Genomic DNA, 22,857 nt, shown 5'->3' with positions numbered 1-22,857 from the left:
TCCAAAAGATATTCCTCATTGCGCGCCCCAATCGAGGCGGCAAATTACTGTGTTTTCAATGATGCTGCAGGCATGTGGCAAGCAAGACCCATGCATTGCAGCCAGGCCTTGTGCAACTGACTGAAAATTACTCAAGACGTTTAGACGCGTCCATAAACATCTTCAAAACGCACGATGTCGTCTTCGCCAAGGTATTGGCCGCTTTGCACTTCGATCATGACCAAGTCCAGTAATCCAGGGTTTTCCAGCCGATGCTGGTGGCCCGCAGGGATATATGTGGATTCGTTGGTTCTGACAAAGAGTTCACGATCACCATTGACCACCCTGGCCATGCCGCTCACAACAATCCAGTGCTCGCTGCGATGGTGATGCATCTGCAACGACAAAGACGCACCTGGTTTCACTTCGATGCGCTTGATTTTATATTGCGGATCTTCTTCGAGAACCGTATAGGTGCCCCACGGACGGTGCACGGTCAGATGATGTTTATAAGTGTCGTGACCTTGTGCCTTGAGCTCTTTGTAAAGGACTTTGACATCCTGTGCGCGATCTCTGTCTGCAACCAATAAAGCATCGGGAGTATCGACAATCACCAGGTTGTCGATGCCGACCGCACCAATCATGCGCTGGTTGCTCTGGATGAAGCAGTTGGAAACATCATGCAAGACTGCCTCCCCTTTAATGCGATTCCCGTCCGTATCGGGCATGATGAGATCGCCAAGTGCGCCCCAAGAGCCGATATCGCTCCAACCAATGGAGCAAGGCACCACGGCGACTTGGGCAGATCGCTCCATGACTGCGTAGTCGATAGAGTCATCCGGGACCTCGGCAAATGTCGCTGCATCCAGCTCCTGCTCAATGACGCCTTCACCTTGAACTTGACGGGACTGCTCAACGCATTTCTGAGTCTTGGAGAGAATTTCGGGACAATGCGCCGCCAAGGCCTGCAGCATGGCGCCTGCTTGAAAGCAGAACATGCCGGAGTTCCACAAGAAGCGGCCAGAGTCCATGTATTCACGCGCCTTCTCCTGTGAAGGTTTTTCAACAAAGCGCAATACGTCGTGACCTTCGACTTCAAGGTAACCGTAACCTGTTTCAGGTGTATCCGGCTGAATGCCAAATGTGACTAATTTCTGTTGACGCGCCAGCACAGTCGCCTGGGAAACCGCTGAGGAAAAAGCCTGCTGGTCTGCGATCAGATGATCTGCGGCCAGCACCAGCATGATGGCTTCTTCACCATGCGTCTTTGACACATGCAGCGCCGCTGCTGCAATGGCTGCTGCGGTGTTCCTGCCAAAGGGTTCGAGGATGAACGATGTTGCCAACCCCATGGAGTTCACTTCGCGATATTCATCTTTTGTTTTGAACAACAGTTCGCGGTTGGTGACCGTCAGAATCTCTGCGACCCCTGGTAGTTGAGCACCACGCCGGAAAGCTTTTTGCAGCAGACTTTGCCCATCACCGAGCCGAATGAATGGCTTGGGATGTGCTTCACGCGACACAGGCCACAGGCGAGAGCCTGAGCCACCACACAATACAACTGGAATCAGAGTTAGAGCAGTCATGAAGTCAATTCTTGGATGGTTTGAATACTGAATTCTATTTGCGCCTGGCTGTGCTCGCTACTGAGAAAGAAGCGCAATCTGGCGGCTTTCTCTTCGACAGCTGGATGAAGAATGGGTTGGACGTTGATGCCATGCTCAAAGAGCTGGCTGGAAAGTTTTGCGGCCTTGATGGAGCTGCCGGTCATCAGCGGAATGATGGAGTGACCTTGTGACATACCAATATCCAGGCCAGCAGCTCGCGCCTGTTGCAGGAAAAAACGGGTGTTGTGTTGCAATTTCTGCACACGCTCTGGCTCTTTTTGCATGACGCGAAGCGCTGCCAGCGATGCCGCAGCCAGAGCGGGTGCAATGCCCACGCTGTAGACAAAGCCAGGGGCTGCGTACTTGAGGTGTTCCACCAGCGCGCGCTCTCCAGCGATGTAGCCGCCGCAGCCTGCCAGGGTTTTGGAGAGCGTGCCCATCCAGATGTCCACCTCGCGGCCGTCCACGCCATAGTGCTCGTGCAGGCCCTTACCGCCTTCCCCTAACACGCCGAGCGAGTGGGCCTCGTCCACCATCAGAAATGCCTGGTGTCTGCGTTTGATGTCAATCAGTGCCGGCAGATCTGGGATGTCGCCATCCATGCTGTAGTGGCCTTCAACCACGATGAGTACTCGCTCAAAGCGTCCGCGGCTCTCGGCCAGTATCTGGTCCAGCGCCGTGAGGTCGTTGTGCGCAAACGGCCGCCTTGCCGCGCCGGACAATTCAATGCCCTGCAGCACACTGTTGTGGATCAAGCTGTCGTGCAGCACCAAATCCTTGGGTCCGAACAGGTAGCCAATGGTGCTGACATTGGTGGCATGGCCGCTGACAAAGACGATACTGTCTTCAACGCCATAAACCGCAGCCAAGGCTTGTTCCAGTTCTCGTTGTATGGGGCGCTCGCCAGCGACCAGGCGGCTGGCCGATGCGGAGGTGCCGTAATGGTCAATCGCATCCTTGGCTGCCTGGTTAACCTCGGGGTGGCCTGAGAGGCCCAGGTAGTTGTAGCTGGAGAAGTTGATGAACTCGCGCCCGCCAATATGGCTGGTGGCACCTGCCATGCCCTCGTGGATGCGAAAGAATGGGTTATCCAGCCCCAGACGATCGGCCACCGCTTTCGGAACCAGCATTTTTTCGTAGCCGGGATGGCGGTCAAAGCGGGTCAAAGCGGGATCGACCGAAGAGCGTGGCGCGAGTCTTGCCCCCGCTACCGGCTGCTGAGATGCGCTGGCCTTGCGGCCGAGGATGCGATCGATCAGCTGTGTTTTGGCCTGCTGGGCTAGTGGGGTCTTGTTCATGGGATGAGTGCCGTTCCCTGTTGTGCGAGCCGTTGCGCATCCTGTGCCAGCGTTTGGAGTTGTTCGGTCGTCAGACCTTCGCCGTGTTGCTGGAGTGCAGCGGTGACAAGGGCAAGCTGGCTTTCTTGCTGCGTTGGTGGTTCGCTTTCGGAATCCCCACCCACTAATTTCTCGACAATGCGCGCAGTGACGTTGCTCACGGAGGGGGCGTCATTCAACATCATGACCGGCAGCTGGATACCAAAGCGCTGTTCCAGCCCCAAGGCAAGTTCAACCGCCATCAGCGAGTCCATTCCCAGATCGTGCAGCGATGCCTGGGGCTTGATGCCTGCCGCCGGTATGCACAGCACCTGAGCGACCTCCTGCGTCACCATGTCGCTGATGATGGCCGCTGCCTCTTGCGGCGTTTTGCCGGCCAGCAGCGCACCGATGTCTGTGGCATCGGCGCCGGAGGACGACTCCTCGCGCAGACGATTGAGCATGGCAAAACGACTGCCTGTCGAGGAGGGTAGCAAGCGTGCCAACACATTCCAGTCGAAGTCAGCGGGCATGACGATGGCTTGATCTGAGCGCAATGCCTGACCCAGCTCGGTCAGGGCATCGGCCGCACCCACCGGGGGTTTGCCCAGTCTCTGCGCCAAACCATCTTTGACAGCCTGGTTGCGCTCCAGATAGCCCGCATCCCCAATGGGGCCCCAAGCCATGCAAGTCGCCGGCAGACCCGTGCGCTGGCGCAATGCGGCAAGCGCCTCCAAGCCCGCATTGGCAGCCACGTAATTGCCCTGACCTGGATTGCCGATGGCCGTGGTGATGGATGAATACAGCACAAAATGCTTCAAGGGCATGGTTGCCGTGGCCAGGTGCAAATTCCAAGCGCCTTGCAATTTAGCCGTCAGCACGCTGCTCATGCTTTGGGTATCCAAATTGAGCAAGAGGCGGTCGTCGAAGGTCGCCGCAGCATGCAGCACACCGGTCAACGCAGGTAGATCTTCGGGCAGGGATTGCATCAGGGCGGCCAGTGCCGCTGCATCAGCCACATCACAGGCCGTAGCAAACACGCGAACGCCCTGTGCAGTCAGCGTATTCACGGCATCTTGTGAGCCCGGTGTCTGTGTGCCGCGACGGCCTACCAATACCAGGTTGCGAACCCCCTGCCCCGCCAACCAGCGTGCGGATTCAAGGCCAAAGCCTGATAAGCCTCCGGTGACGAGCCAGCAATCGTCATCATTGAACAATGCGGGTGTAGAGCGGGCGCCATCGGCCGCGCTGACCTGCGGCAGGATATCAAGGGACAGCACGATCTTTCCGATGTGACGTGCCTGTTGCATGAACCTGAAGGCATCCACCACATGATCCGCGCTGAAGCGGCGCAACGGCAGCGGCGCCAGTATCTGTTCGTGGAACAAGGCCATGACTTCTTTGAACAAACGTGCCGCAAGTTGCGGGCGGCCATTCATCAATTGGTCTGCATCGATGCCGAAATAGCTGATGTTGTTGCGGAACGGGCGCAACCCCACCGGCGTGTTCTCAAAGAAGTCGCGTTTACCCAACTCCAAAAAGCGCCCAAAAGGTTTGAGCACATCCAGGCTGCGGCGCATGGCCTCGCCGGCCAGTGAATTCAGCACTACATCCACGCCTTGGCCGCCGGTGGCTGTCATCACATCTTCGGCAAATGACAGGCTGCGCGAGTCGAAGACATGGTCTGCACCGAGCAGATGAACAAAGTCACGCTTTTCGTCACTACCGGCTGTGGCATAGATCTGCGCCCCCAAGTGGCGTGCAAGCTGGATGGCTGCGATGCCCACCCCACCTGCTGCGCCATGGATCAGAACGCGCTCACCAGGTTGTAGATCGGCCAGCTGCTTGAATGCGTAGTAGACCGTGAGAAAGACCGTAGGTACGGTGGCTGCGGCCTCGAAAGACCAGTGCGCAGGCATAGGGGCCACCGCATGAGCCGGTGTAACCACATGGCTGGCGAAACAGGAGGCGCCAAAGCCCATGACGGCATCACCCACCTGCAGATCGCGCACTTGGCTACCCACGCGGCTAACCACGCCAGAGAACTCCAGCCCCAGGCTGGCACCGGCAAAGCCGTTTTCGACGGCCTCGTCTGGCAGCAAACCCATGAGGTACATGACATCACGGAAATTCAGACCCGTGGCCTGCGTTCGCACCTCGACCTCATCATCCCGCAGCGCGCGTTCGGCCTGTGGCAGCCAGACCAGATTGCGCAATTGCCCCGGCACATGAAAATCCAGACGCACTTGCGGTGCGGACGGCGCAGAAACGGCAGACGCCGGCGCAGTCACGATGGCTTGCGAGGCATGCATGGTCAGGCAGTAGCGTGCCGTACTGCCCAACACGATCTCGCTGGCACCATCGGGGTGCAGCAGCTCGTTTTCCAACCGCAACAACGATGCTGGATGGTTTAAATCGCATGCCAGCTCAATCAGCGTGCAGCGCAGTTGCGGCACCTCGTTCATGACGACACGCCCAAACCCCCACAGCGCACCCTGAGCAGGATTGGGAAGCACGTCCTCTGGCAATGGGCAGGCCAATGCACCGCCACGGGTGATCATCCACAACTGAGGCATCTGCCCCGCCTGCTGGCGAGCCAGTGTCTGAATATCACCCAGCAGCAGCCCCAGCGTCTGCGCCGCAGCATCGGCACCATCCTGCCAGCCGACCAGGCTCACGACATGGCTCGCGCTCCTCAGTTGCGCCGCATCGGGGTGTTCGGCAATGCATACCTGCTGACCCCGTTCACTCAGGCGTGCGCCCAACTGCTGAGCACAGGTTTGGCTGGCAGCGTCAACCAGTAGCAGCCAACTCCCGAAAGCCTGAGTTGCCTCGGGTGGCGACTCCAGCTTTGATGAAGCGGGACTGCGACCCAACAGCAGATAGGCTCCTGCAGACAATCCCTGGGCTTGTGGTTCAAGGAAAAGCGTAACGTCGTCAAAGCCTGCGCCCTGCAGCAAATGCTGCCAAGTCTGCGGTGTCTGCAGCGCGGATTGCGGCTCGGCATCTTGACCTTCATGCCACCACTGCGGATCTAAACCTTCAACAAAGTCTATGCTCCAGTCGGCATGGCGCTCGGCCAGCCAGAGAGTACCGTCGATGGTCAAAAGTGTTCGCAGCCGTGCCAGAGCTGCCTGAGGGTCAATGCTGCGGTGCAGGCTATGTCGCAATACCAGCACATCAAAGCTCTGAGGAGATTGCGTCGGCAACACAACATTCAGAGCGAGCGGATCGAACCCCGTCACAGCGATGTTGGCATGCGCCTGGAACTCTGACCCTTGGCGGGCCTGCAAAACAGGGTCTGCCACAGCCAGCACGTAGTCAAACCGATCCTGAGGCAATGCATTTAGCAGGACATGGGGCAGATCGCTGGGACCGGCAGATATTTCCAGCACACGCAGTCGGCGAGAAGCCGGCCAGTCGCTGGCAGCCCGAACCAGCATGGCTTCAAGCGCCATGCGCACGCCCGCATAGGAGGGATCCGCATGGTGTATGGCTTCGGCAATCGGGGAATGGTGCAGTTCGCTGACCAAGGAGGATGCATCCACCGTTCGATCAAGCAAACCGACCAACTGGCGGCCGACACGGCCAAGCATCGACAGTTGCGGCAGGCATTCCGGGTTGTCCTGGAGTATGGCGCGCCAAAGTTCGGCCGCAGCTGGCAGACCAGGCGCTTCAGCTAAATCCAGATCGCCTTCGATGCTGGGCACAAGCAGTGCCTCCCTGCGCATGAGGCCAGCCAGCCAGCGTCCATAAGGCGTTTCAAAAAGTTGCGCCCAATCCTGTCCACGCAACCGACGCAATTGCTCACAGGCTTCATAGCCAAACGAAAGAACCAGGGCTTCGATCAACGGAAGTGTTTGCTTGAACCACCCTTGCCGCTGAGCGGCATGCGCAGCCAGCGCATCCTTGGCATGCTGCAGCAGTGCAGCGGATGGCAACAGCGGAGCCTGCACAGCATCGAGTGGATGCGGTCGCAAGCAAGGAGTGATGCTCCATTGGGCGATCTTCTCCTGTACGTGGCGCTTGAGATGGGCGGCGCGAAAACGGCAGCCACGGACGACCGCCACCAGCTGTTCATCGGCATCTAGCAACTCGAAGTCCGCCAGTACGGAACGATGACTGTTGCGCAACAACTGTGCACGCAAACGAGTCACTTTTCCGTTCGCACAGATCTCGATATAGCCCATCTTCACCGGCAGCAGGGCGATCCCCTGACCTGCTTCAATACGTTGGGCGAAGAAATCCACCAAGGTTTGGAAACAGACATCCAGCAAGGCCGGGTGCAACAGGTAATCCGACGGGCTCAGCGATGGCGGCTGCGTAATGCAAGCTTCCAGGTGCGCATTTGCAACCCATGCCTGCTGTAACCCCTGGAAGGCTGGCCCGTAGTTCAAACCCAGCGATGTTGTCAGCCGGTAGTGCGCCGCCTGATCCAGCGTGCTGCGCGATGCAGCATCAACCGCAGGGATTCTGGGAACGGGCACCTGGCCCGCAGCTTCAAGGACACGCCCTGTCGCATGCAGCGTCCAATCATCGGCGCTCAATCGCTGGCGGCTGCAGATCTGGAAACTGCCATCGCGCGGATTCAGCGTCAACCGTAGTGTTCGGCTGTGCTCGCCGTCGAACACCATGGGGGCGATGATGTCGAGCTGCTCCACCGCGCAGCGCGGCACTTGCAACCATTCACGCGCTGCAGCCAAGGCCATTTCGGCATAGGCGGCACCAGGGTAGACGATGGCGCCGCTGATCTGATGATCGGCCAGCCAAGGTTGCGTTTGCATATCCAGCGTGTTTTCCCACTCTGGATGGGTGCTTTGGAGACGCCACCCTAGTAAAGGATGCACCCTTCGATGATCGAAGGTCAACGCAGCCTCGCTGGAACGGGGATGCCAGTGCTTTTGCCGCTGCCACGGATAGGTGGGCAAAGCAATGTGCTGGAAGGTTGGGCCGAACAGATCGATAAGCGACGCAGCATCTCCCTGCAACAAGGTGCGCAACGCAGCTTCTTCCAGTCGCTGCAGGCCATCATCGCCTCGGCGCAGTGTAGGCAGCACTCTGCCCTTGAGTTTGGCGGAGGTCAGGGTATCCGAGATATAGCGCTGCAAGATGGCGTGGGGGCCTATTTCCACGAAGATCCGGCATCCCAGTTCGGCGGCCTTGTCCACGGCCTGCTGAAAGCGAACCGGCTCGCGCACATTGCGCCACCAATAACTGGCATTCAACTCATCGCCAGCCAGCACATCGCCTGTCACCGTGGACACAAAGGTTGCCGCCTGCGCCGCAGTGGACTGCAGACCTTGCAGCCACTGTCGTAGCTGCTGCTCAATAGGATCCATCTGTCGACTGTGAAACGCATAGTCGAGATCCAATAGGCGGAAGAATGTGCCATTGGGCTCCACTACACGCTGCAGGCGTTGCAGATCGTCCAGACTGCCTGAGAGCGTAATGCTTGCGGGGCTGTTGAGCCCGGCCACTTCGACATCCAGCCCCAGATCCGCGATAAGGTCTCTTGCAGCCTGGTCTGTCATACCAGCGGCGGCCATACGTCCAGTGCCACGTGTCAACGCCTGCGCCTTGCTGCGTGCACAGATGACTTCAATGGATTGATCCAAGGTCAAGGCTCCCGCCGCCCATGCTGCAGCGATCTCTCCAACGCTATGCCCTGTCGTGACACTGGGCTTCACCCCAGCCTGGGCCAAAATGCGTGTGATCGCCACCTGGATGGCGAACAGCAGCGGTTGGGCAACGCTGGTGTCATGGAAACGGGACGCCATCTCCTCTGCCTGGAGTTCCTCGATCAGCGAAAAGCCCGCCAGCGGCCGCATTGCGGCATCCAATTCCGCCAAGATCGCAGCGAACTGTGGCGATTCGGACAGCAACCGCTGGCCCATGCCCAGCCACTGCGCTCCATTGCCGGCATATACAAAGGCCACGTCACCGGACTGAGTCATGGCCTCTTCGGCATAAACACCAGCACACGAGCCATCTTGGGCATAGCGGCGTAACATGCCCGACGCCGACTGAGCGTCAGCTGGGTAAAGCGCCAGACGTTTTTCCATGAGTTCGCGACCAAGCGCCGCAGCATGAGCAATCGCTTGAAGCTCTTGCCTGGAACGGTCTTGGAGCAGATCAGCATAGCGCTGCGCCATGGCGCGCAAAGCTTCATCTGTGCGCGCTGACAACAGCAAAGGCATAAGGCCTGTCGATGGCGCAGGCACAAGCGCCGCCTCCTGCCCCTCACATGTCGGCTGGTACTCCTGCAGCAATACGTGCGCATTCGCCCCGCCAAAACCAAAGGAGTTGACGCCTGCCACCAACGGCTTGCTGCCCTGCTTTTCTATGGGCATGTACTCGCCAACGGTTTGCAAGTTGAGGCCGGCAAAGTCGATACGAGGGTTGTGTTTGTGCAAATGGAGCGCTGGTGGCAAAGCCCGATGCTTCAGAGCCAACATCGCCTTGACCAAACCTGCCATGCCCGAGGCAGATTCCAAATGCCCCAGATTGGCTTTGACCGAGCTTATGGGCAGCGGCTTGTTTCGTTTCTGCCCATAGACACGTCCGATCGCCGCCGTTTCTATGGGATCTCCCACTGCCGTGCCCGTGCCATGAGCTTCAATGAAATCCACATCCTCTGGCTTGAGGCCACTGCGCCCCAGCACCTCGGCCATGAGTTCAGCCTGACCATCGCTACTAGGAATCGTGATACCCGTCTTGCGCGCACCATCGGCGTTCACACCACTGGCCAAAATCACTGCGTGAACATTGTCACCATCTCGCAACGCGTGCTCTAGCGGCTTAAGCAAAAGTACCGCGCTGCCTTCAGAACGCACATAACCGTTACCAGCCTCGTCAAATGGTTTACAGCGCCCATCAGCAGACAGCATGGACGCCTTTGTGAAACCGACGAAGGGATAAGGATGCAGCAGCAGGTTCACCCCGCCAACCATGGCCATCGATGCTTCCCCTGCACGCAGGCTATTACAGGCATGGTGCAAAGCGACCAGAGACGACGAACATGCAGTGTCCACCGCCAGTGAAGGGCCGCGGAGATCAAAGACATAAGAAAGACGGTTAGCAGCAATGCTCAACGTATTGCCGGTCATCGAGTGCGCACTCATGCTGGCCATATCGTCCAAGCTGCGCACCCCATAATCCAGACTTGAGATGCCGACATATACAGCACAGTCGGAACCAGCCATCGTCGATGGCACTACACCGGCGTTCTCCATCGCCTCCCAAGAAAGCTCAAGTAAAAGACGCTGTTGAGGATCTAGCCACGCGGCCTCACGTGGAGAAATCCCAAAGAAACCTGCATCAAACTCATCTATGCGCGAAAGCACACCAGCGGAAAAAGTAATACTCCGCCCAGGTTCAGAACGCTTAAGGTGCTTGAGTTCACTTGTAGACCAACGATCTTCTGGAATCTGAGTAACCAGATCGCGCTTTTGTTTCAGCGCATCCCAGAACGAATCCTCAGCACAAAGATCCCCAGGAAAACGAAAGGCGAGCCCAATTATTGCGATGGAATGAGATTCGGATTTAATCAATTTATGTTCTTGTATCGCCCGCATTTATGCCCCAAACACTCATAGGTTGCTAATTACAACGACGAGTTTCTGCACATTGAATGTAGGTTTGAGTAAGCGTTTTTTCACCAAGGCTGTTGCGCCGATCGTTGCATTGTACTGTGGGCTGCTGCCGGTTTCAAAGACACCTTGTTAAGGTGGAAGATGAAACCGGAGGTGGTTCATGGAGACAAGAAGGACATTCAGCCGCGAGTTCAAGCTCGAGGCGGTCAGGTTGGTCACCGAGCGTGGCGTGGCTGTGGCCCAGGCAGCCAAGGACCTGGACGTTCACGAGAACGTGCTGCGCAAGTGGGTTCGTGAGTTGCGAGAGGAGCCCCAGGAGGCGTACCCTGGCAACGGCAAGCAGAAGGCCCAGGACGCGGAGATAGCGCGACTGCGCAAGGAGGTTGCCAAGCTCAAGATGGAGCGCGACATCCTGAAAAAAGCCGCGGCCTACTTCGCGAAGGAGTCGATGTGAAGTTCGGCTTCGTGGCGAAACACCGAGGGGCCTGGCCGGTCAATCTGATGTGCGAGGCGCTCGGTGTCTCGCGGGGTGGCTTCTACGCGTGGCTCACACGGCCCAGGAGCCAGCGCAGCCTCAGCGATGAAGTGCTGGGCGCGCAAGTCCACCAGAGCTTCGTGCGCAGCGACCGCACCTACGGCGCGCGCCGTGTGTGGCACGACGTGCTGGAGCAAGGTCAAGCCTGTGGTCTGCACCGCATCGAGCGACTCATGCGAGAGCAGGCACTACGAGCCAGGCCCCGACGACGTGGACTGCCCAAGGACCGGGGCACGCGCAGCGCGGTGGCCGACAACGTGCTGGACCGCCAGTTCCGGGCCGATGGCCCGAACCAGAAGTGGGTAGCCGACTTCACCTACATCTGGACAGCCGAGGGCTGGCTGTACGTGGCGGCGGTGCTGGACCTGTACTCGCGGCGCATCGTGGGCTGGTCGATGCAGGAGAGCATGACCTCGCAGCTCGTGGTGGATGCGCTGATGATGGCAGTGTGGCGTCGAGGCAAGACGGTGGCCTTGTTGCATCACTCGGACCAGGGCAGCCAGTACACCAGCGAGCACTTCCAGAAGCTGCTGGATGAACAAGGCATCACTTGCAGCATGAGCCGGGCTGGTGAGGTCTGGGACAACTCGGCCATGGAGAGCTTCTTCAGTTCCCTCAAGACCGAGCGCACGGCCAGGAAGGTGTACCGCACACGAGGGCAGGCCCGTTCAGATGTGTTCGACTACATCGAGTGCTTCTACAACCCGACGCGCCGGCATTCGACGCTCGGCTATCTCAGTCCCGTACAGTTCGAGAAAGCTCAAGAAGCTTAGGTCGGTGTCAACGGAACCGGCAGCAGCCCAGTTCGCCTCCACCCAGCCCAAGTCGAACCGCTCGATCAAACCAACCACATCAGCAGCTTCAACCTCTGCGACTTTCGCCGCACCCAAGCCAGTCTCTATGCGCTTCAGATTGCGGCCATAACTGACCTGCGTGCTCTTTGCCAAGGTTGGAAGCACCATTTCGCGATAGTCAGCAACCAACTCTCGAACCGTCCAATCTCTACGAGACTTGGCTTTGCGCTTCTCAGCCGCAGGATCACGCCCCTGCTGGACCTCTACCCTTTTTTCGGCAGCCATTTTTCTGGCGGCCGCAAGCGTGACATCGGGGTAGCGCCCCAACGTGAGCTCCACCTGGCGACCTTCTGACCTATAGCGCAATACCCACGAAGCAGTACCAGCTGCCGACATAGTGAAGGTCAACCCACCTCCGTCAGACTTTGCCAAAGCTCGTTTATCTTTCAACCACCTGCGCAGATCAACATCTGCCAAGACATTCATACGTGTTGCAGCCATCTATCCCTCTTATTTAGCTACTCACCTAGCTACACATGCAGCTACACATTTTGGGCTTGATGGTAGTGCATCAAAATGCACGACACTGGATGAAGAAATTTACAAGTAATTGATTTTAAATATGTTTTTTGAAAAAAATAGAACACCATTGCACGTTAAAAAACTCAAAGCAGCACAATGTCGTACTGTTCCTGGGCCAGACCGCCTTCGGCCTGCAGCGATATGGGCTTGCCGATGAAATCGCTCAGGCCCGCCAGGTGCTGGCTTTCCTCGTCCAGCAGCAGGTCGATGACATCCGGGTTGGCCACCACCCGGAACTCCTTGGGGTTGAACTGGCGCGCCTCGCGCAGGATTTCGCGCAGGATCTCGTAGGCCACGCTGCGCACCGTCTTCACGCTGCCCTTGCCCTGGCACACTGGACAGGGTTCGCACAGCATGTGGGCCAGCGATTCGCGCGTGCGCTTGCGTGTCATCTCGACCAGCCCCAGCTGCGAGAACGTGCCCGCCATGGTCTTCACCCGGTCACGACCCAGTTGCTTGCGCAGCTCGGCCAACACCTGCCCCCGGTGCTCCTCGTGCGCCATGTCGATGAAGTCGGCAATGATAATGCCGCCCAGGTTGCGCAGGCGCAGCTGGCGTGCAATCGCCTGCGCCGCCTCCAGGTTGGTCTTGAAGATGGTGTCATCGAAATTGCGGGCCCCGACATAGCCCCCGGTGTTCACGTCCACCGTGGTCAGCGCCTCGGTCTGGTCAATGATCAGGTAACCGCCCGACTTCAGTTCCACGCGCCGGCCCAGCGCCTTGGCGATTTCCTCGTCGATGGAATACAGGTCGAAGATCGGCCGCTCGCCCTTGTACAGCTCCAGCTTGGGCACGGCGCTGGGCATGAATTCCTTGCCAAAGGCCATGAGCTTGGCGAACTGCTCTTGCGAGTCGATGCGGATGCTCTGCGTGCTCTCGCCGGCCAGATCGCGCAGCACGCGCTGCAGCAGGTTCAGGTCCTGGTGCAGCACCGACATCGGCGGCAGCATGGTGGCGGCCAGCTTGATGCGCGCCCAGGTCTTGCGCAGATAGGCTATGTCCTCGGACAGCTCATCATCGCTGGCGTCCTCGCCGTTGGTGCGCAGGATGAAACCGCCACCGCCGCCTTGGTCCTTCAGGCCCACCAGCTTTTGCAGGCGCCCGCGCAGCGCATCGCGCTCCTCGGGCGTGATCTTCTGCGACACGCCAATGTGCTCGTCCTGCGGCAGATGCACCAGCAGGCGCCCGGCGATGCTGATCTGCGTGGACAGGCGCGCACCCTTGCTGCCGATCGGGTCCTTGATGACCTGCACCACGATGGACTGGCCCTCGAACACCTGGTGCTCGATGGGCTTGGGCGGCTCGTTCTTGCGCGCAATCATGGGCGCATCGCCGCTTTCGTGGCGCTGCCAGACATCGGCCACGTGCAGGAAGGCGGCGCGCTCCAGCCCGATGTCGATGAAGGCCGACTGCATGCCCGGCAGCACGCGCGACACCTTGCCCAGGTAGATGTTGCCGACCAGGCCGCGTTCCAGCGTGCGTTCGATGTGCAGCTCCTGCACAGCGCCCTGCTCCACCACGGCCACCCGGGTTTCCTGGGGCGACCAGTTGATCAAAATGTCTTGCTGCATGCGCTTGTCTTGGTTTGTTGAGAGAGCGGGTGCTGCCGGACCCGTACTGCGGTGCGTCCGAACGCCAGCTGCGCGCACATCGGCGCCAAAGCTGGCCGTCCAGGCGCTGCTTAAATCTGCCAGCCGAGTTGCCGCAGCAGCTGGGCCGTCTCGAACACGGGCAGGCCCATGATGCCGGAATAACTGCCGGCCATATGTTCAATATAGGCCGCTGCACGTCCCTGAATACCATAGGCCCCGGCCTTGCCGAAAGGTTCCCCCGAGGCCACGTAGGCGGCCATTTGCGCCTCGCTCAGCGCCATGAAGCGCACGCGGGAGACCGACAGGGCCTGCCAGCGCTGTGCGCCCTGCTGCACCGCCACCGCCGTCAGTACCGTGTGGGTCTGGCCGGACAGCTGCGCCAGCATCTGCAGCGCATGCGCGGCATCGGCCGGCTTGCCCAGGATCTGCGTGCCCAGGGCCACCGTGGTGTCCGAGGTCAGCACCGGCGCATCGGGCAGGCCGCGCCGCGCCAGGCGGGCCACGGCGGCATCCAGCTTCAATCCGGTCACGCGCTGCACGTAGGCCTGCGGGTCCTCGCCATGCCACACTTCTTCAATAGCCTCGGCATCCTCGGCCACATCCCCCGGGGCATTGGGCAGCAGCAGTTCGTGGCGCACGCCCAGCTGCTGCAGCAACTGGCTGCGGCGCGGGCTTTGGGAGGCGAGGTAGATGAAGTCGAACATGGTTTTGAATCAAAAAAGGCTTTAGCGCCCATTCAGCAAGCGCTAGAAGCTATTAAAAAAATAGTATCACGGCACCTTGGGCCATGCAATCCACGGCCACACCGCCCTGCGCCCAGGCTGACGCTGAAAAAACAAAACCCTGCACGCTGGGGGCAGGGTCTGCAGAGGCCGGGCAGCCGGCACGGAGGGGTTCGCGACTCACTCGCGGTGGTAGGGGTGGCCCGCATTCACCGACCAGGCACGGTACAGCTGCTCGATCAGCAGCACCCGCACCATGGCGTGCGGCAAGGTCAGGTCCGAGAGGCGGATTTTCTCGTGCGCGGCCTGCTTGAAGGCCGGGTCCAGGCCATCGGGGCCTCCGATGACCAGTGCCACGTCATCGCCTTCCAGCTGCCAGTGCTGCAGGCGCTGGGCCAGGGCCTTGGTGGTCAGGTTGGTGCCCCGCTCGTCCAGCACCACGATACGGGTGCCCCGGGGAATCGCCGCCTCAATGCGCTTGCGCTCGGCGGCATACAGCGTCTCGACCGTCTTGGAGCCACGCGGCTCGGTCTTGACGGCCTTGAGCTCGACCTTGAGTTCCGGGGGGAAGCGCTTGGCGTAATCGTCGTAGGCCGTCTGCGCCCAATCGGGCACATGCTGGCCCACGGCCACGATCCACAGCTTCATGCCTTCTTCGCAGCCGCCTTCTTGACGCTACCGCGTGGTGCCGTGGGCTTGACCACCACGGTCTTCACGGCGGCGGCTTTCTTCGCGGCAGGCTTCTTGGCAGCAGGCTTTTTCACGGCCGGGGCCTTGTCGGCCCTGGCGTCCACCGACTTCTCGGCGGACTTCTTGGCTGCGGCCTTCTTTACCACGGTCTTGCCATCCACCGCAGCGGCGGTCTTCTTGGCTGCAGCCTTCTTGGCAGGCTTGGCTTCGGCCGAGGCATCTTCGGAGGCGAAGATCTTGGCAGGCTTGGCGCCCGCCAGCTTCAGGCGCACGGGCTTGTCGCCCCAGATTTCTTCCAGGCGGTAGTACTGGCGGATTATGGGCTGCATGATGTGCACCACGCACTGGCCGCAGTCGACGATGATCCACTCGCCGTTCTCTTCGCCTTCATGGCGTGGCACGGCAAAACCGGCCTTCTTCACGGCATCGCGCACGCTGGAGGCCAGGGCCTTGGTCTGGCGGTTGGAAGTACCGGAAGCGACGATGACGCGCTCAAACAGCGGCGACAGGTGCTCGGTATTAAAGACCTGAATGTCTTGGGCCTTGACGTCTTCCAGGCCATCGACGATGGCACGCTGGAGTTTGGTCACGTCTTTCTTGGCTGCGGAATCCGATTGGGTGGAAGTGCTCATCAGGCGATGTCTGGTTGAAAGTTCCGGTCAATATAGCGCGGCTGCATCGCGGGCTTCAATGCCCTTGGGGATGCAGCCCCACGCTGACAGGTCTTTTATTGTTGGTCTAAATAGAAAGGCCGACCACAGGGACTGTCGTCGGCAGCTATGGAAATTATAGTTTTTCGGCCAGGGGGCTGCTTGCGCGCCCTCAAAGCCAGTCGCGGCGCACCAAGAATTGGCTCAGCAGTTGCGCCTCGGGCGTACCCGGTGCGTCCACGCGCTGGTAGCTCCAGTCCGCATGCAAGGGCATGGACAGCAGGATGGATTCGGTGCGCCCCCCGGACTGCAGGCCGAAGTGGGTGCCCCGGTCCCAGACCAGATTGAACTCCACATAGCGGCCACGGCGGTAGCGTTGGAAATCCACCTGCGCCGCACCATAGGCCATGGCCTGGCGCCGCTCGACGATCGGCAGATAGGCCTGCAGGAATGCATCGCCCACCGCGCGCAGCATGGCGAAGCCCTGGTCCTGGCCCAGCTCGCTGAAATCATCAAAGAAGATGCCGCCAATGCCGCGCTGCTCGTTGCGGTGTTTCAGGAAGAAGTACTCGTCGCACCACTGCTTGAAGCGCGGGTACAACTGCGCGCCAAACGGCTGCAGTGCATCGCGGCAGGTCTGGTGGAAGTGCACGGCATCGTCTTCGAAGCCGTAGACCGGTGTCAGGTCCATGCCACCGCCAAACCAGCACACCTGGGGCTGGCCCGGGTGGCCGGCGGCAATCATGCGCACATTCATGTGCACCGTGGGCACATAGGGGTTGCGCGGGTGGAACACCAGCGACACGCCCATGGCCTCGAACGGTGCACCCGCCAGTTCGGGCCGGTGCTGGGTGGCCGAGGGCGGCAGCTGCGCGCCCTTGACGTGCGAGAAACCACAGCCGGCACGCTCGAACACCAGTCCGTTTTCCAGGATCTTGGTGACGCCATCGCCCTGCAGGCGCTCACCCGCCCCCTTGTGCCAGGGATCGGCCAGGAACTGGGCCGCACCTTCGCCAGCGGCGGCTTCCACCGCCTCCAGCGCACGGGTGATGCTGGCTTGCAGCCCCAGCAGGTAGGCGCGCACGTTGTCGATGCTGGCGGTGGGTGCTTGCATGGCGGCCTCCTCAGCCCTTGATGGCGCGGAAGCCGATGTCGCGGCGGTACTGCATGCCATCGAAGTGGATACCGCGCGTCACATCGTAGACACGGGTCTGCGCCTGGCGCACGCTGTCGGCCAGCACGGTCACGCACAGCACGCGGCCACCGCTGGTCACGGGCACACCAGCGTCATTCAGCTGCGTGCCGGCATGGAACACCATCGCATCGTCCACTTCGGAGGGCAGGCCAGTGATGGCGTCGCCCTTGCGCGGATCTTCCGGGTAGCCGGCCGCCGCCATCACCACGCCCAGCGCGGTGCGGCGGTCCCACTCCAGCTCCACCTGGTCCAGCTTGCCGTCCACGGCCGCCTGCATGACGTCCACCAGATCGCTCTTGAGGCGCATCATGATGGGCTGGGTTTCGGGATCACCCATGCGGGTGTTGAACTCCAGCGTCTTGGGATGGCCGTTGCCATCGATCATCAGGCCGGCATACAGAAAGCCGGTGAACGGGATACCGTCCTTTTCCATGCCACGGATGGTGGGCAGGATGATCTCGCGCATGGCGCGGGCATGCACGTCGGCCGTGACCACGGGGGCGGGCGAATAGGCGCCCATGCCGCCGGTGTTGGGGCCTTCGTCGTTGTCCTTGAGGCGCTTGTGGTCCTGGCTGGTGGCCATGGCGACCACGTTCTTGCCATCGCACAGCACGATGAACGAAGCCTCCTCGCCGGCGAGGAACTCCTCGATCACCACGCGTGCACCGCCTTCGTTGTGCTGCACGCCGTACTTGTTGTCCACCAGCATGAAGTCCACGGCATCGTGGGCTTCCTGCAGCGTCATCGCCACCACCACACCCTTGCCGGCGGCCAGGCCGTCGGCCTTGATGACGATGGGCGCTCCCAGGCGTTCCACAAAGGCGTGGGCGGCCACGGGGTCGGTGAAGGTGTCGTAGTCGGCCGTGGGAATGCCGTGGCGACGCATGAAGGCCTTGGAGAAGGCCTTGGACGACTCCAGCTGCGCAGCCGCCTTGGTGGGGCCGAACACCTTCAGGCCGTGCGCGCGGAACTCGTCCACCACGCCGGCGGCCAGCGGCGCCTCGGGGCCGACCACGGCCAGCGCCACGCCTTCAGCCTGCGCCCATTCGCGCAGCTTCACCACATCGGTGATGGGCAAGTTCTGCAGCTTGCCACCGGCCAGGCCGGTGCCACCGTTGCCGGGTGCGACAAACACCTTGGTCGCCTTGGGCGACTGGGCCAATTTCCACGCCAGAGCGTGTTCGCGGCCACCGCCGCCAATCACAAGAATCTTCATAGTTCAGCGTTGTGGTAGACGTCCTGCACGTCGTCCAAATCTTCCAATACATCCAGCAGTTTTTGCATCCGCTCGGCGTCCTCGCCTTGCAGTTCGATGGTGTTTTCCGCGCGCATGGTCACTTCCGCCACGTCGGGCTTCAGGCCTGCCGCTTCCAGGGCATTCTTCACGGCTTCAAAGTCCGCAGGTGCGGTCAGCACCTCGATGGCACCGTCCTCGTCGGTGATCACATCCTCGGCACCGGCTTCCAGGGCCACATCCATGACCTGGTCTTCGCTGGTTCCGGGGGCAAACACGATCTGTCCGCAGTGCTTGAACTGGAAGGCCACCGAACCTTCGGTGCCCATGTTGCCGCCGTGCTTGTTGAAGGCGTGGCGCACTTCAGCGACCGTGCGCACACGGTTGTCGGTCATGGTGTCCACGATGATGGCCGCGCCACCGATGCCATAGCCCTCGTAGCGGATTTCCTCGTAGTTCACACCTTCCAGGTTGCCTGTGGCCTTGTCGATGTTGCGCTTGATGTTGTCGGCAGGCATGTTGGCAGCTTTGGCCTTGTCCACTGCCAGGCGCAGGCGGGGATTGGCATTCAGATCACCGCCACCTTGGCGGGCCGCCACCATGATTTCACGAATGATGCGTGTCCAGATTTTGCCGCGCTTCTCATCCTGGCGACCCTTGCGGTGCTGGATGTTGGCCCACTTACTATGTCCTGCCACAGGAAATCCTTTGGTCTTGATTTAATCTATTGGGCACGGATTCTACTTTTGACAGCGCAACTTGACAGAGGAAACACGAACATGGCCCCAGCTTTGCCTATTGCCTTGCACGGCGATACCGTTTGCTCCCTCCTGCCCGGCATGGCCAACCGCCATGGGCTGATCACCGGCGCCACCGGCACCGGCAAAACCGTGACGCTGCAGAAGATGGCCGAAAGCTTCTCGTTGGCCGGGGTTCCCGTGTTTTTGGCCGACATCAAGGGCGACCTGACCGGCATCAGCCAGGCCGGCAGCATCGGCGGCAAGCTGGCCGCCTCGCTGCAGGAGCGCGGCATCGCACTGCCTGATCCCGTGGCCTGCCCCTGCACCCTGTGGGACGTGTTTGGCGAGCAGGGCCACCCGGTGCGGGCCACCATCTCGGACATGGGGCCGCTGCTGCTGGGCCGCATGCTGGGCCTGAACGACACGCAGATGGGCGTGCTCAACCTGGTCTTCAAGATTGCCGACGACAACGGCATGCTGCTGCTGGACCTCAAGGACCTGCGCGCCATGCTGCAGCATGTGGGTGACAACGCCAAGCAGTTCACCACCGAGTACGGCAACATCTCGGCCGCCAGCGTGGGCGCGATCCAGCGCGGCCTGCTGCAGATCGAGTCGCAAGGGGGCGGGCAGTTCTTTGGCGAGCCCATGCTCAACATCGAGGACCTGATGCAGACCGATGCCCAGGGGCGCGGCGTGATCAACATCCTGGCGGCCGACAAGCTCATGCAGTCGCCGCGCCTGTACTCCACCTTCCTGCTGTGGATGCTGTCCGAGCTGTTCGAGCGGCTGCCGGAAATCGGCGACCCCGACCAGCCCAAGCTGGTCTTTTTCTTCGATGAAGCCCACCTGCTGTTCACCGATGCCCCCAAGGTGCTGATCGAGCGCATCGAACTGGTGGTGCGCCTGGTGCGCTCCAAGGGCGTGGGCGTGTATTTCGTCACGCAAAACCCCATGGACATTCCCGACAGTGTGCTGGCCCAGCTGGGCAACCGCGTGCAGCATGCGCTGCGCGCCTTCACCCCCAAGGACCAGAAGGCGGTGAAAGCCACAGCCCAGACCATGCGCCCCAACCCCCAGGTGGACATCGAATCGGCCATCACCGAGCTGGCCGTGGGCGAGGCCCTGATCAGCTTTCTCGACGAAAAGGGCCGCCCCGGCATCACCCAGCGCGTCTACGTCGTGCCCCCGGGCAGCCATATCGGCCCCATCCAGGGGCCACAGCGCCAGGCACTGCTGGCCCATTCCCTGGTCGCCGGGGTCTATGAAAAGTCGGTCGACCGGGAGTCGGCCTACGAAGTACTGCAAAGCCGCGCCAGCCAGGAGCCGGCGGCCACCGGAGGGGCCCCGGGTACCACCACCGGCGCAGGCGCTGCGACCGACAGCGGCCTGATGAATGGCTTGAACGAATTCCTCTTCGGCTCCACCGGCCCACGCGGCGGCAAGCGCGATGGCCTGGTGCAAAGCGTGGTCAAGTCCACGGCCCGCAGCATGACCAACCAGCTGGGCCGCCAGTTGCTGCGTGGCGTACTGGGCAGTTTGACGGGCAGCAAGAAACGCTGATCGCAGACCGCACATCAGGGAATGTGCGAGTTCTGCGGGGCGGGTGCGCTGCCTACAGTCACCAGCCATGCCTACCACGACCCTGCCCTCCCTGGCGGTCATGCACCTGCAGGTGCAAGACCACATCGCCCACCTGCAGCTGAACCAGCCCGAGCGCCTGAACACCATGCACCCTGCCTTCTGGAGGGACCTGGGTGCGGCGCTGGAGTACCTGCAGCGCAGCACCGACGTGCGCGTGCTGGTCCTCAGTAGCACCGGCAAGCACTTCAGCGCCGGCATGGCGCTGGAGACCTTTGCCAACCCAGACTTCATCCCCCAGGACCGCTCACCCGAAGGGCGCGCCGCCCTGTCCGAATTCCTGTGGGACATGCAGCAGGCCTTCACGCGACTGGACAACCTGCGCATCCCCGTGATTGCCGCCATCCAGGGCGGCTGCATCGGCGGCGCGCTGGACCTGGTCTGCTGCGCCTGCCTGCGCTATGCCACGCAGGATGCCTTCTTCTGCGTGCAAGAAATCAACATCGGCATGGTGGCCGACCTGGGCAGCCTGCAGCGCCTGCCCAAGCTGCTGCCCATGGGCCTGGTCAAGGAGCTGGCCTACACCGGCCGCCGCTGGCCGGCCGAAGCAGCCCTGGCCCAGGGCTTTGTGAATGGTGTCCACGCCACCCAGGACGCCATGCTGGACGCCGCCATGGCCTGTGCCCGCGAGATCGCGGCCAAACCCCCGATTGCCATTTGGGGCAGCAAGCAGGCACTGCAGTTTGCCCGCGACCACAGCGTGGACGACAGCCTGCGCCAGATGGGCTGGCTGCAGGCCGGCATCTGGAGCAACCGCCATGTGATGGAATCCGTACAGGCCACACAGCAAAAACGTGCGGGCACCTTTGCCCCCCTGGAGCCGGTGCGCCACTTTGCACAACTGGATGCCGAGCCCGGCCCGGGTAGTGCCCCGGGTGCCCACAGCCCTGCCGAGCGGATCACCAGCTAGCGCCAAAGCCCCAGCGCATGTGCGCGAGTTCAAGGAAAACACCCTTGCGCGCACAGAAAAGCGCGCGTTTTTTCACCAATGGGGCCAGAAAAAAGGACAATGCGGGGCATCGCAATCGGCGCTGGCACGCCATCTGCTGGGGCACAACGACAGCAACATCTCACTCAGCACCCGGCCTGCACGGCGCTTTTTCTCTTCACAGACACCCCGACCATGAGCAACGTCCACCTCATCGACCACCCCCTCGTCCAGCACAAGCTGACCCTGATGCGCCGCAAGGAAGCCAGCACCAACAGCTTCCGCCGCATGCTGGGCGAGCTGTCCACGCTGATGGCCTACGAACTGACCCGCGATTTCCCACTGCAGGACATCGAGATTGAAACCCCGATGGAAAAGATGACCGGCAAGGTCATCGACGGCAAGAAGCTGGCGCTGGTGTCCATACTGCGCGCCGGCAACGGCTTCCTGGACGGCATGCTGAACGTGGTGCCCGGCGCGCGCATCGGCCACATCGGCCTGTACCGCGACCCCGAGACCCTGCAGCCCGTCGAGTACTACTACAAGATGCCCGAGAACATGGGCGAGCGTGACGTGATCGTGGTCGACCCCATGCTGGCCACCGGCAACTCCGCCGCAGCCGCGGTGCAACAGCTCAAGGAAAAGAGCGCGCCCAAGTCAATCAAGTTCATGTGCCTGCTGGCCGCGCCTGAAGGCATCAAGACCATGCAGGCCGCCCACCCCGACGTGGACATCTACACGGCCGCCATCGACCGCGAGCTGGACAGCCACGGCTACATCCTCCCCGGCCTGGGCGATGCCGGCGACCGCATCTTCGGCACCAAGTAAGCCCCAGCGCGCGCAGCCCAGGGCTGTGCGCCGCACCCGATGCCAGGCTTCCCCAGGGAAGCCTTTTTTGTACCCGCCCGCTGGCCGTGGGCGGCGCCAGCCCGGCCGAGGCCCCCAGACGCCCGCAACTTCCGGCTTGCGATTGACATGCATCAAGCGACGGGCGCGCACTGCCCAATCGACCGCCTGTCGGCAGGCATCATGGAAAACCCTAGTATTTGATGACACAAAGGTA

At 61.1% G+C, this 22,857-nt stretch carries 15 protein-coding genes; 4 read left to right on the top strand and 11 right to left on the bottom strand.

Translation table 11 applies throughout. The features are described from left to right. Window positions 1–140 precede the first annotated feature (140 nt). The 3 genes from KAQ61_RS06390 to KAQ61_RS06380 are packed head-to-tail and all read right to left on the bottom strand — an operon-like array spanning window position 141 to window position 10,452. Window positions 141–1,565 carry a mannose-1-phosphate guanylyltransferase/mannose-6-phosphate isomerase gene (locus tag KAQ61_RS06390; protein ID WP_210930830.1) on the bottom strand — a complete coding sequence of 475 codons (1,425 nt, stop codon included), beginning with the start codon at window positions 1,563–1,565 and terminating at the stop codon, window positions 141–143. Continuing rightward, window positions 1,562–2,884, bottom strand: coding sequence for an aminotransferase class I/II-fold pyridoxal phosphate-dependent enzyme (locus KAQ61_RS06385; RefSeq protein WP_210930829.1), 1,323 nt, complete (start codon window positions 2,882–2,884; stop codon window positions 1,562–1,564). The genes KAQ61_RS06390 and KAQ61_RS06385 overlap by 4 nt, the downstream gene beginning before the upstream one ends. Next, window positions 2,881–10,452 (bottom strand): type I polyketide synthase, encoded by a 7,572-nt coding sequence (locus tag KAQ61_RS06380; protein ID WP_244982999.1) that lies wholly within the window; start codon window positions 10,450–10,452, stop codon window positions 2,881–2,883. Before KAQ61_RS06380 ends, KAQ61_RS06385 begins: the two co-directional genes overlap by 4 nt. A 202-nt stretch (window positions 10,453–10,654) precedes the next feature. On the opposite strand from KAQ61_RS06380, the gene KAQ61_RS06375 reads away from it, so the two are divergent. After that, window positions 10,655–11,802 (top strand): IS3 family transposase gene (locus KAQ61_RS06375; RefSeq protein ID WP_210929257.1). Its coding sequence is split into 2 segments (ribosomal slippage): window positions 10,655–10,916 and window positions 10,916–11,802, totalling 1,149 coding nucleotides; the frame shifts between segments, so codons are not numbered across the junction. Here the strand turns inward: KAQ61_RS06375 and KAQ61_RS06370 are convergent. From KAQ61_RS06370 to KAQ61_RS06335, 8 genes are all read right to left on the bottom strand, one after another. After that, window positions 11,698–12,324, bottom strand: a complete 627-nt coding sequence (locus tag KAQ61_RS06370; protein WP_210930828.1) for an Arm DNA-binding domain-containing protein — start codon at window positions 12,322–12,324, stop codon at window positions 11,698–11,700. The genes KAQ61_RS06375 and KAQ61_RS06370 overlap by 105 nt on opposite strands. A gap of 164 nt (window positions 12,325–12,488) precedes the next feature. Further along, window positions 12,489–13,976 carry a ribonuclease G gene (rng, locus tag KAQ61_RS06365; protein ID WP_210930827.1) on the bottom strand — a complete coding sequence of 496 codons (1,488 nt, stop codon included), beginning with the start codon at window positions 13,974–13,976 and terminating at the stop codon, window positions 12,489–12,491. 110 nt (window positions 13,977–14,086) lie between these two features. After that, the gene (locus KAQ61_RS06360; RefSeq protein ID WP_210930826.1) at window positions 14,087–14,701 is read right to left on the bottom strand and encodes a Maf family protein; all 615 of its coding nucleotides are present in this window, start codon (window positions 14,699–14,701) and stop codon (window positions 14,087–14,089) included. Window positions 14,702–14,899: 198 nt separating this feature from the next. Beyond that, complete coding sequence (gene rlmH, locus KAQ61_RS06355; RefSeq protein WP_154162790.1) at window positions 14,900–15,367, bottom strand: 23S rRNA (pseudouridine(1915)-N(3))-methyltransferase RlmH; 468 nt, start codon at window positions 15,365–15,367, stop codon at window positions 14,900–14,902. After that, entirely contained in the window at window positions 15,364–16,041 is a 678-nt protein-coding gene (gene rsfS, locus KAQ61_RS06350; RefSeq protein ID WP_210930825.1) for a ribosome silencing factor, read from the bottom strand. Before rsfS ends, rlmH begins: the two co-directional genes overlap by 4 nt. A 190-nt stretch (window positions 16,042–16,231) precedes the next feature. Next, window positions 16,232–17,173 carry an oxygen-dependent coproporphyrinogen oxidase gene (hemF, locus tag KAQ61_RS06345; protein WP_210930824.1) on the bottom strand — a complete coding sequence of 314 codons (942 nt, stop codon included), beginning with the start codon at window positions 17,171–17,173 and terminating at the stop codon, window positions 16,232–16,234. Between the two features lie 10 nt (window positions 17,174–17,183). Beyond that, on the bottom strand, window positions 17,184–18,470 hold the full coding sequence (gene purD, locus KAQ61_RS06340; RefSeq protein WP_210930823.1) for a phosphoribosylamine--glycine ligase: 1,287 nt from the start codon (window positions 18,468–18,470) through the stop codon (window positions 17,184–17,186). Next, window positions 18,467–19,186, bottom strand: a complete 720-nt coding sequence (locus KAQ61_RS06335; protein ID WP_210930822.1) for a YebC/PmpR family DNA-binding transcriptional regulator — start codon at window positions 19,184–19,186, stop codon at window positions 18,467–18,469. Before KAQ61_RS06335 ends, purD begins: the two co-directional genes overlap by 4 nt. Before the next feature lie 81 nt (window positions 19,187–19,267). On the opposite strand from KAQ61_RS06335, the gene KAQ61_RS06330 reads away from it, so the two are divergent. The 3 genes from KAQ61_RS06330 to upp all read left to right on the top strand — a co-directional run bounded on the left by KAQ61_RS06330 (window position 19,268) and on the right by upp (window position 22,622). Further along, window positions 19,268–20,788, top strand: a complete 1,521-nt coding sequence (locus KAQ61_RS06330; protein ID WP_210930821.1) for a helicase HerA-like C-terminal domain-containing protein — start codon at window positions 19,268–19,270, stop codon at window positions 20,786–20,788. Between the two features lie 67 nt (window positions 20,789–20,855). After that, window positions 20,856–21,776, top strand: coding sequence for an enoyl-CoA hydratase-related protein (locus KAQ61_RS06325; RefSeq protein ID WP_210930820.1), 921 nt, complete (start codon window positions 20,856–20,858; stop codon window positions 21,774–21,776). A 213-nt stretch (window positions 21,777–21,989) separates the two neighbouring features. Continuing rightward, a complete protein-coding gene (gene upp, locus KAQ61_RS06320) occupies window positions 21,990–22,622 on the top strand; it encodes a uracil phosphoribosyltransferase (protein WP_042417802.1) in 633 nt (210 codons plus the stop codon). Window positions 22,623–22,857: the final 235 nt, after the last annotated feature.

It is taken from the genome of Comamonas aquatica, from assembly GCF_018064205.1.
GTDB lineage: Bacteria > Pseudomonadota > Gammaproteobacteria > Burkholderiales > Burkholderiaceae_C > Comamonas > Comamonas aquatica.
The sequence above is the reverse complement of the archived record's forward strand: the minus strand, read 5'-3'. Positions and strand labels throughout refer to the sequence as shown.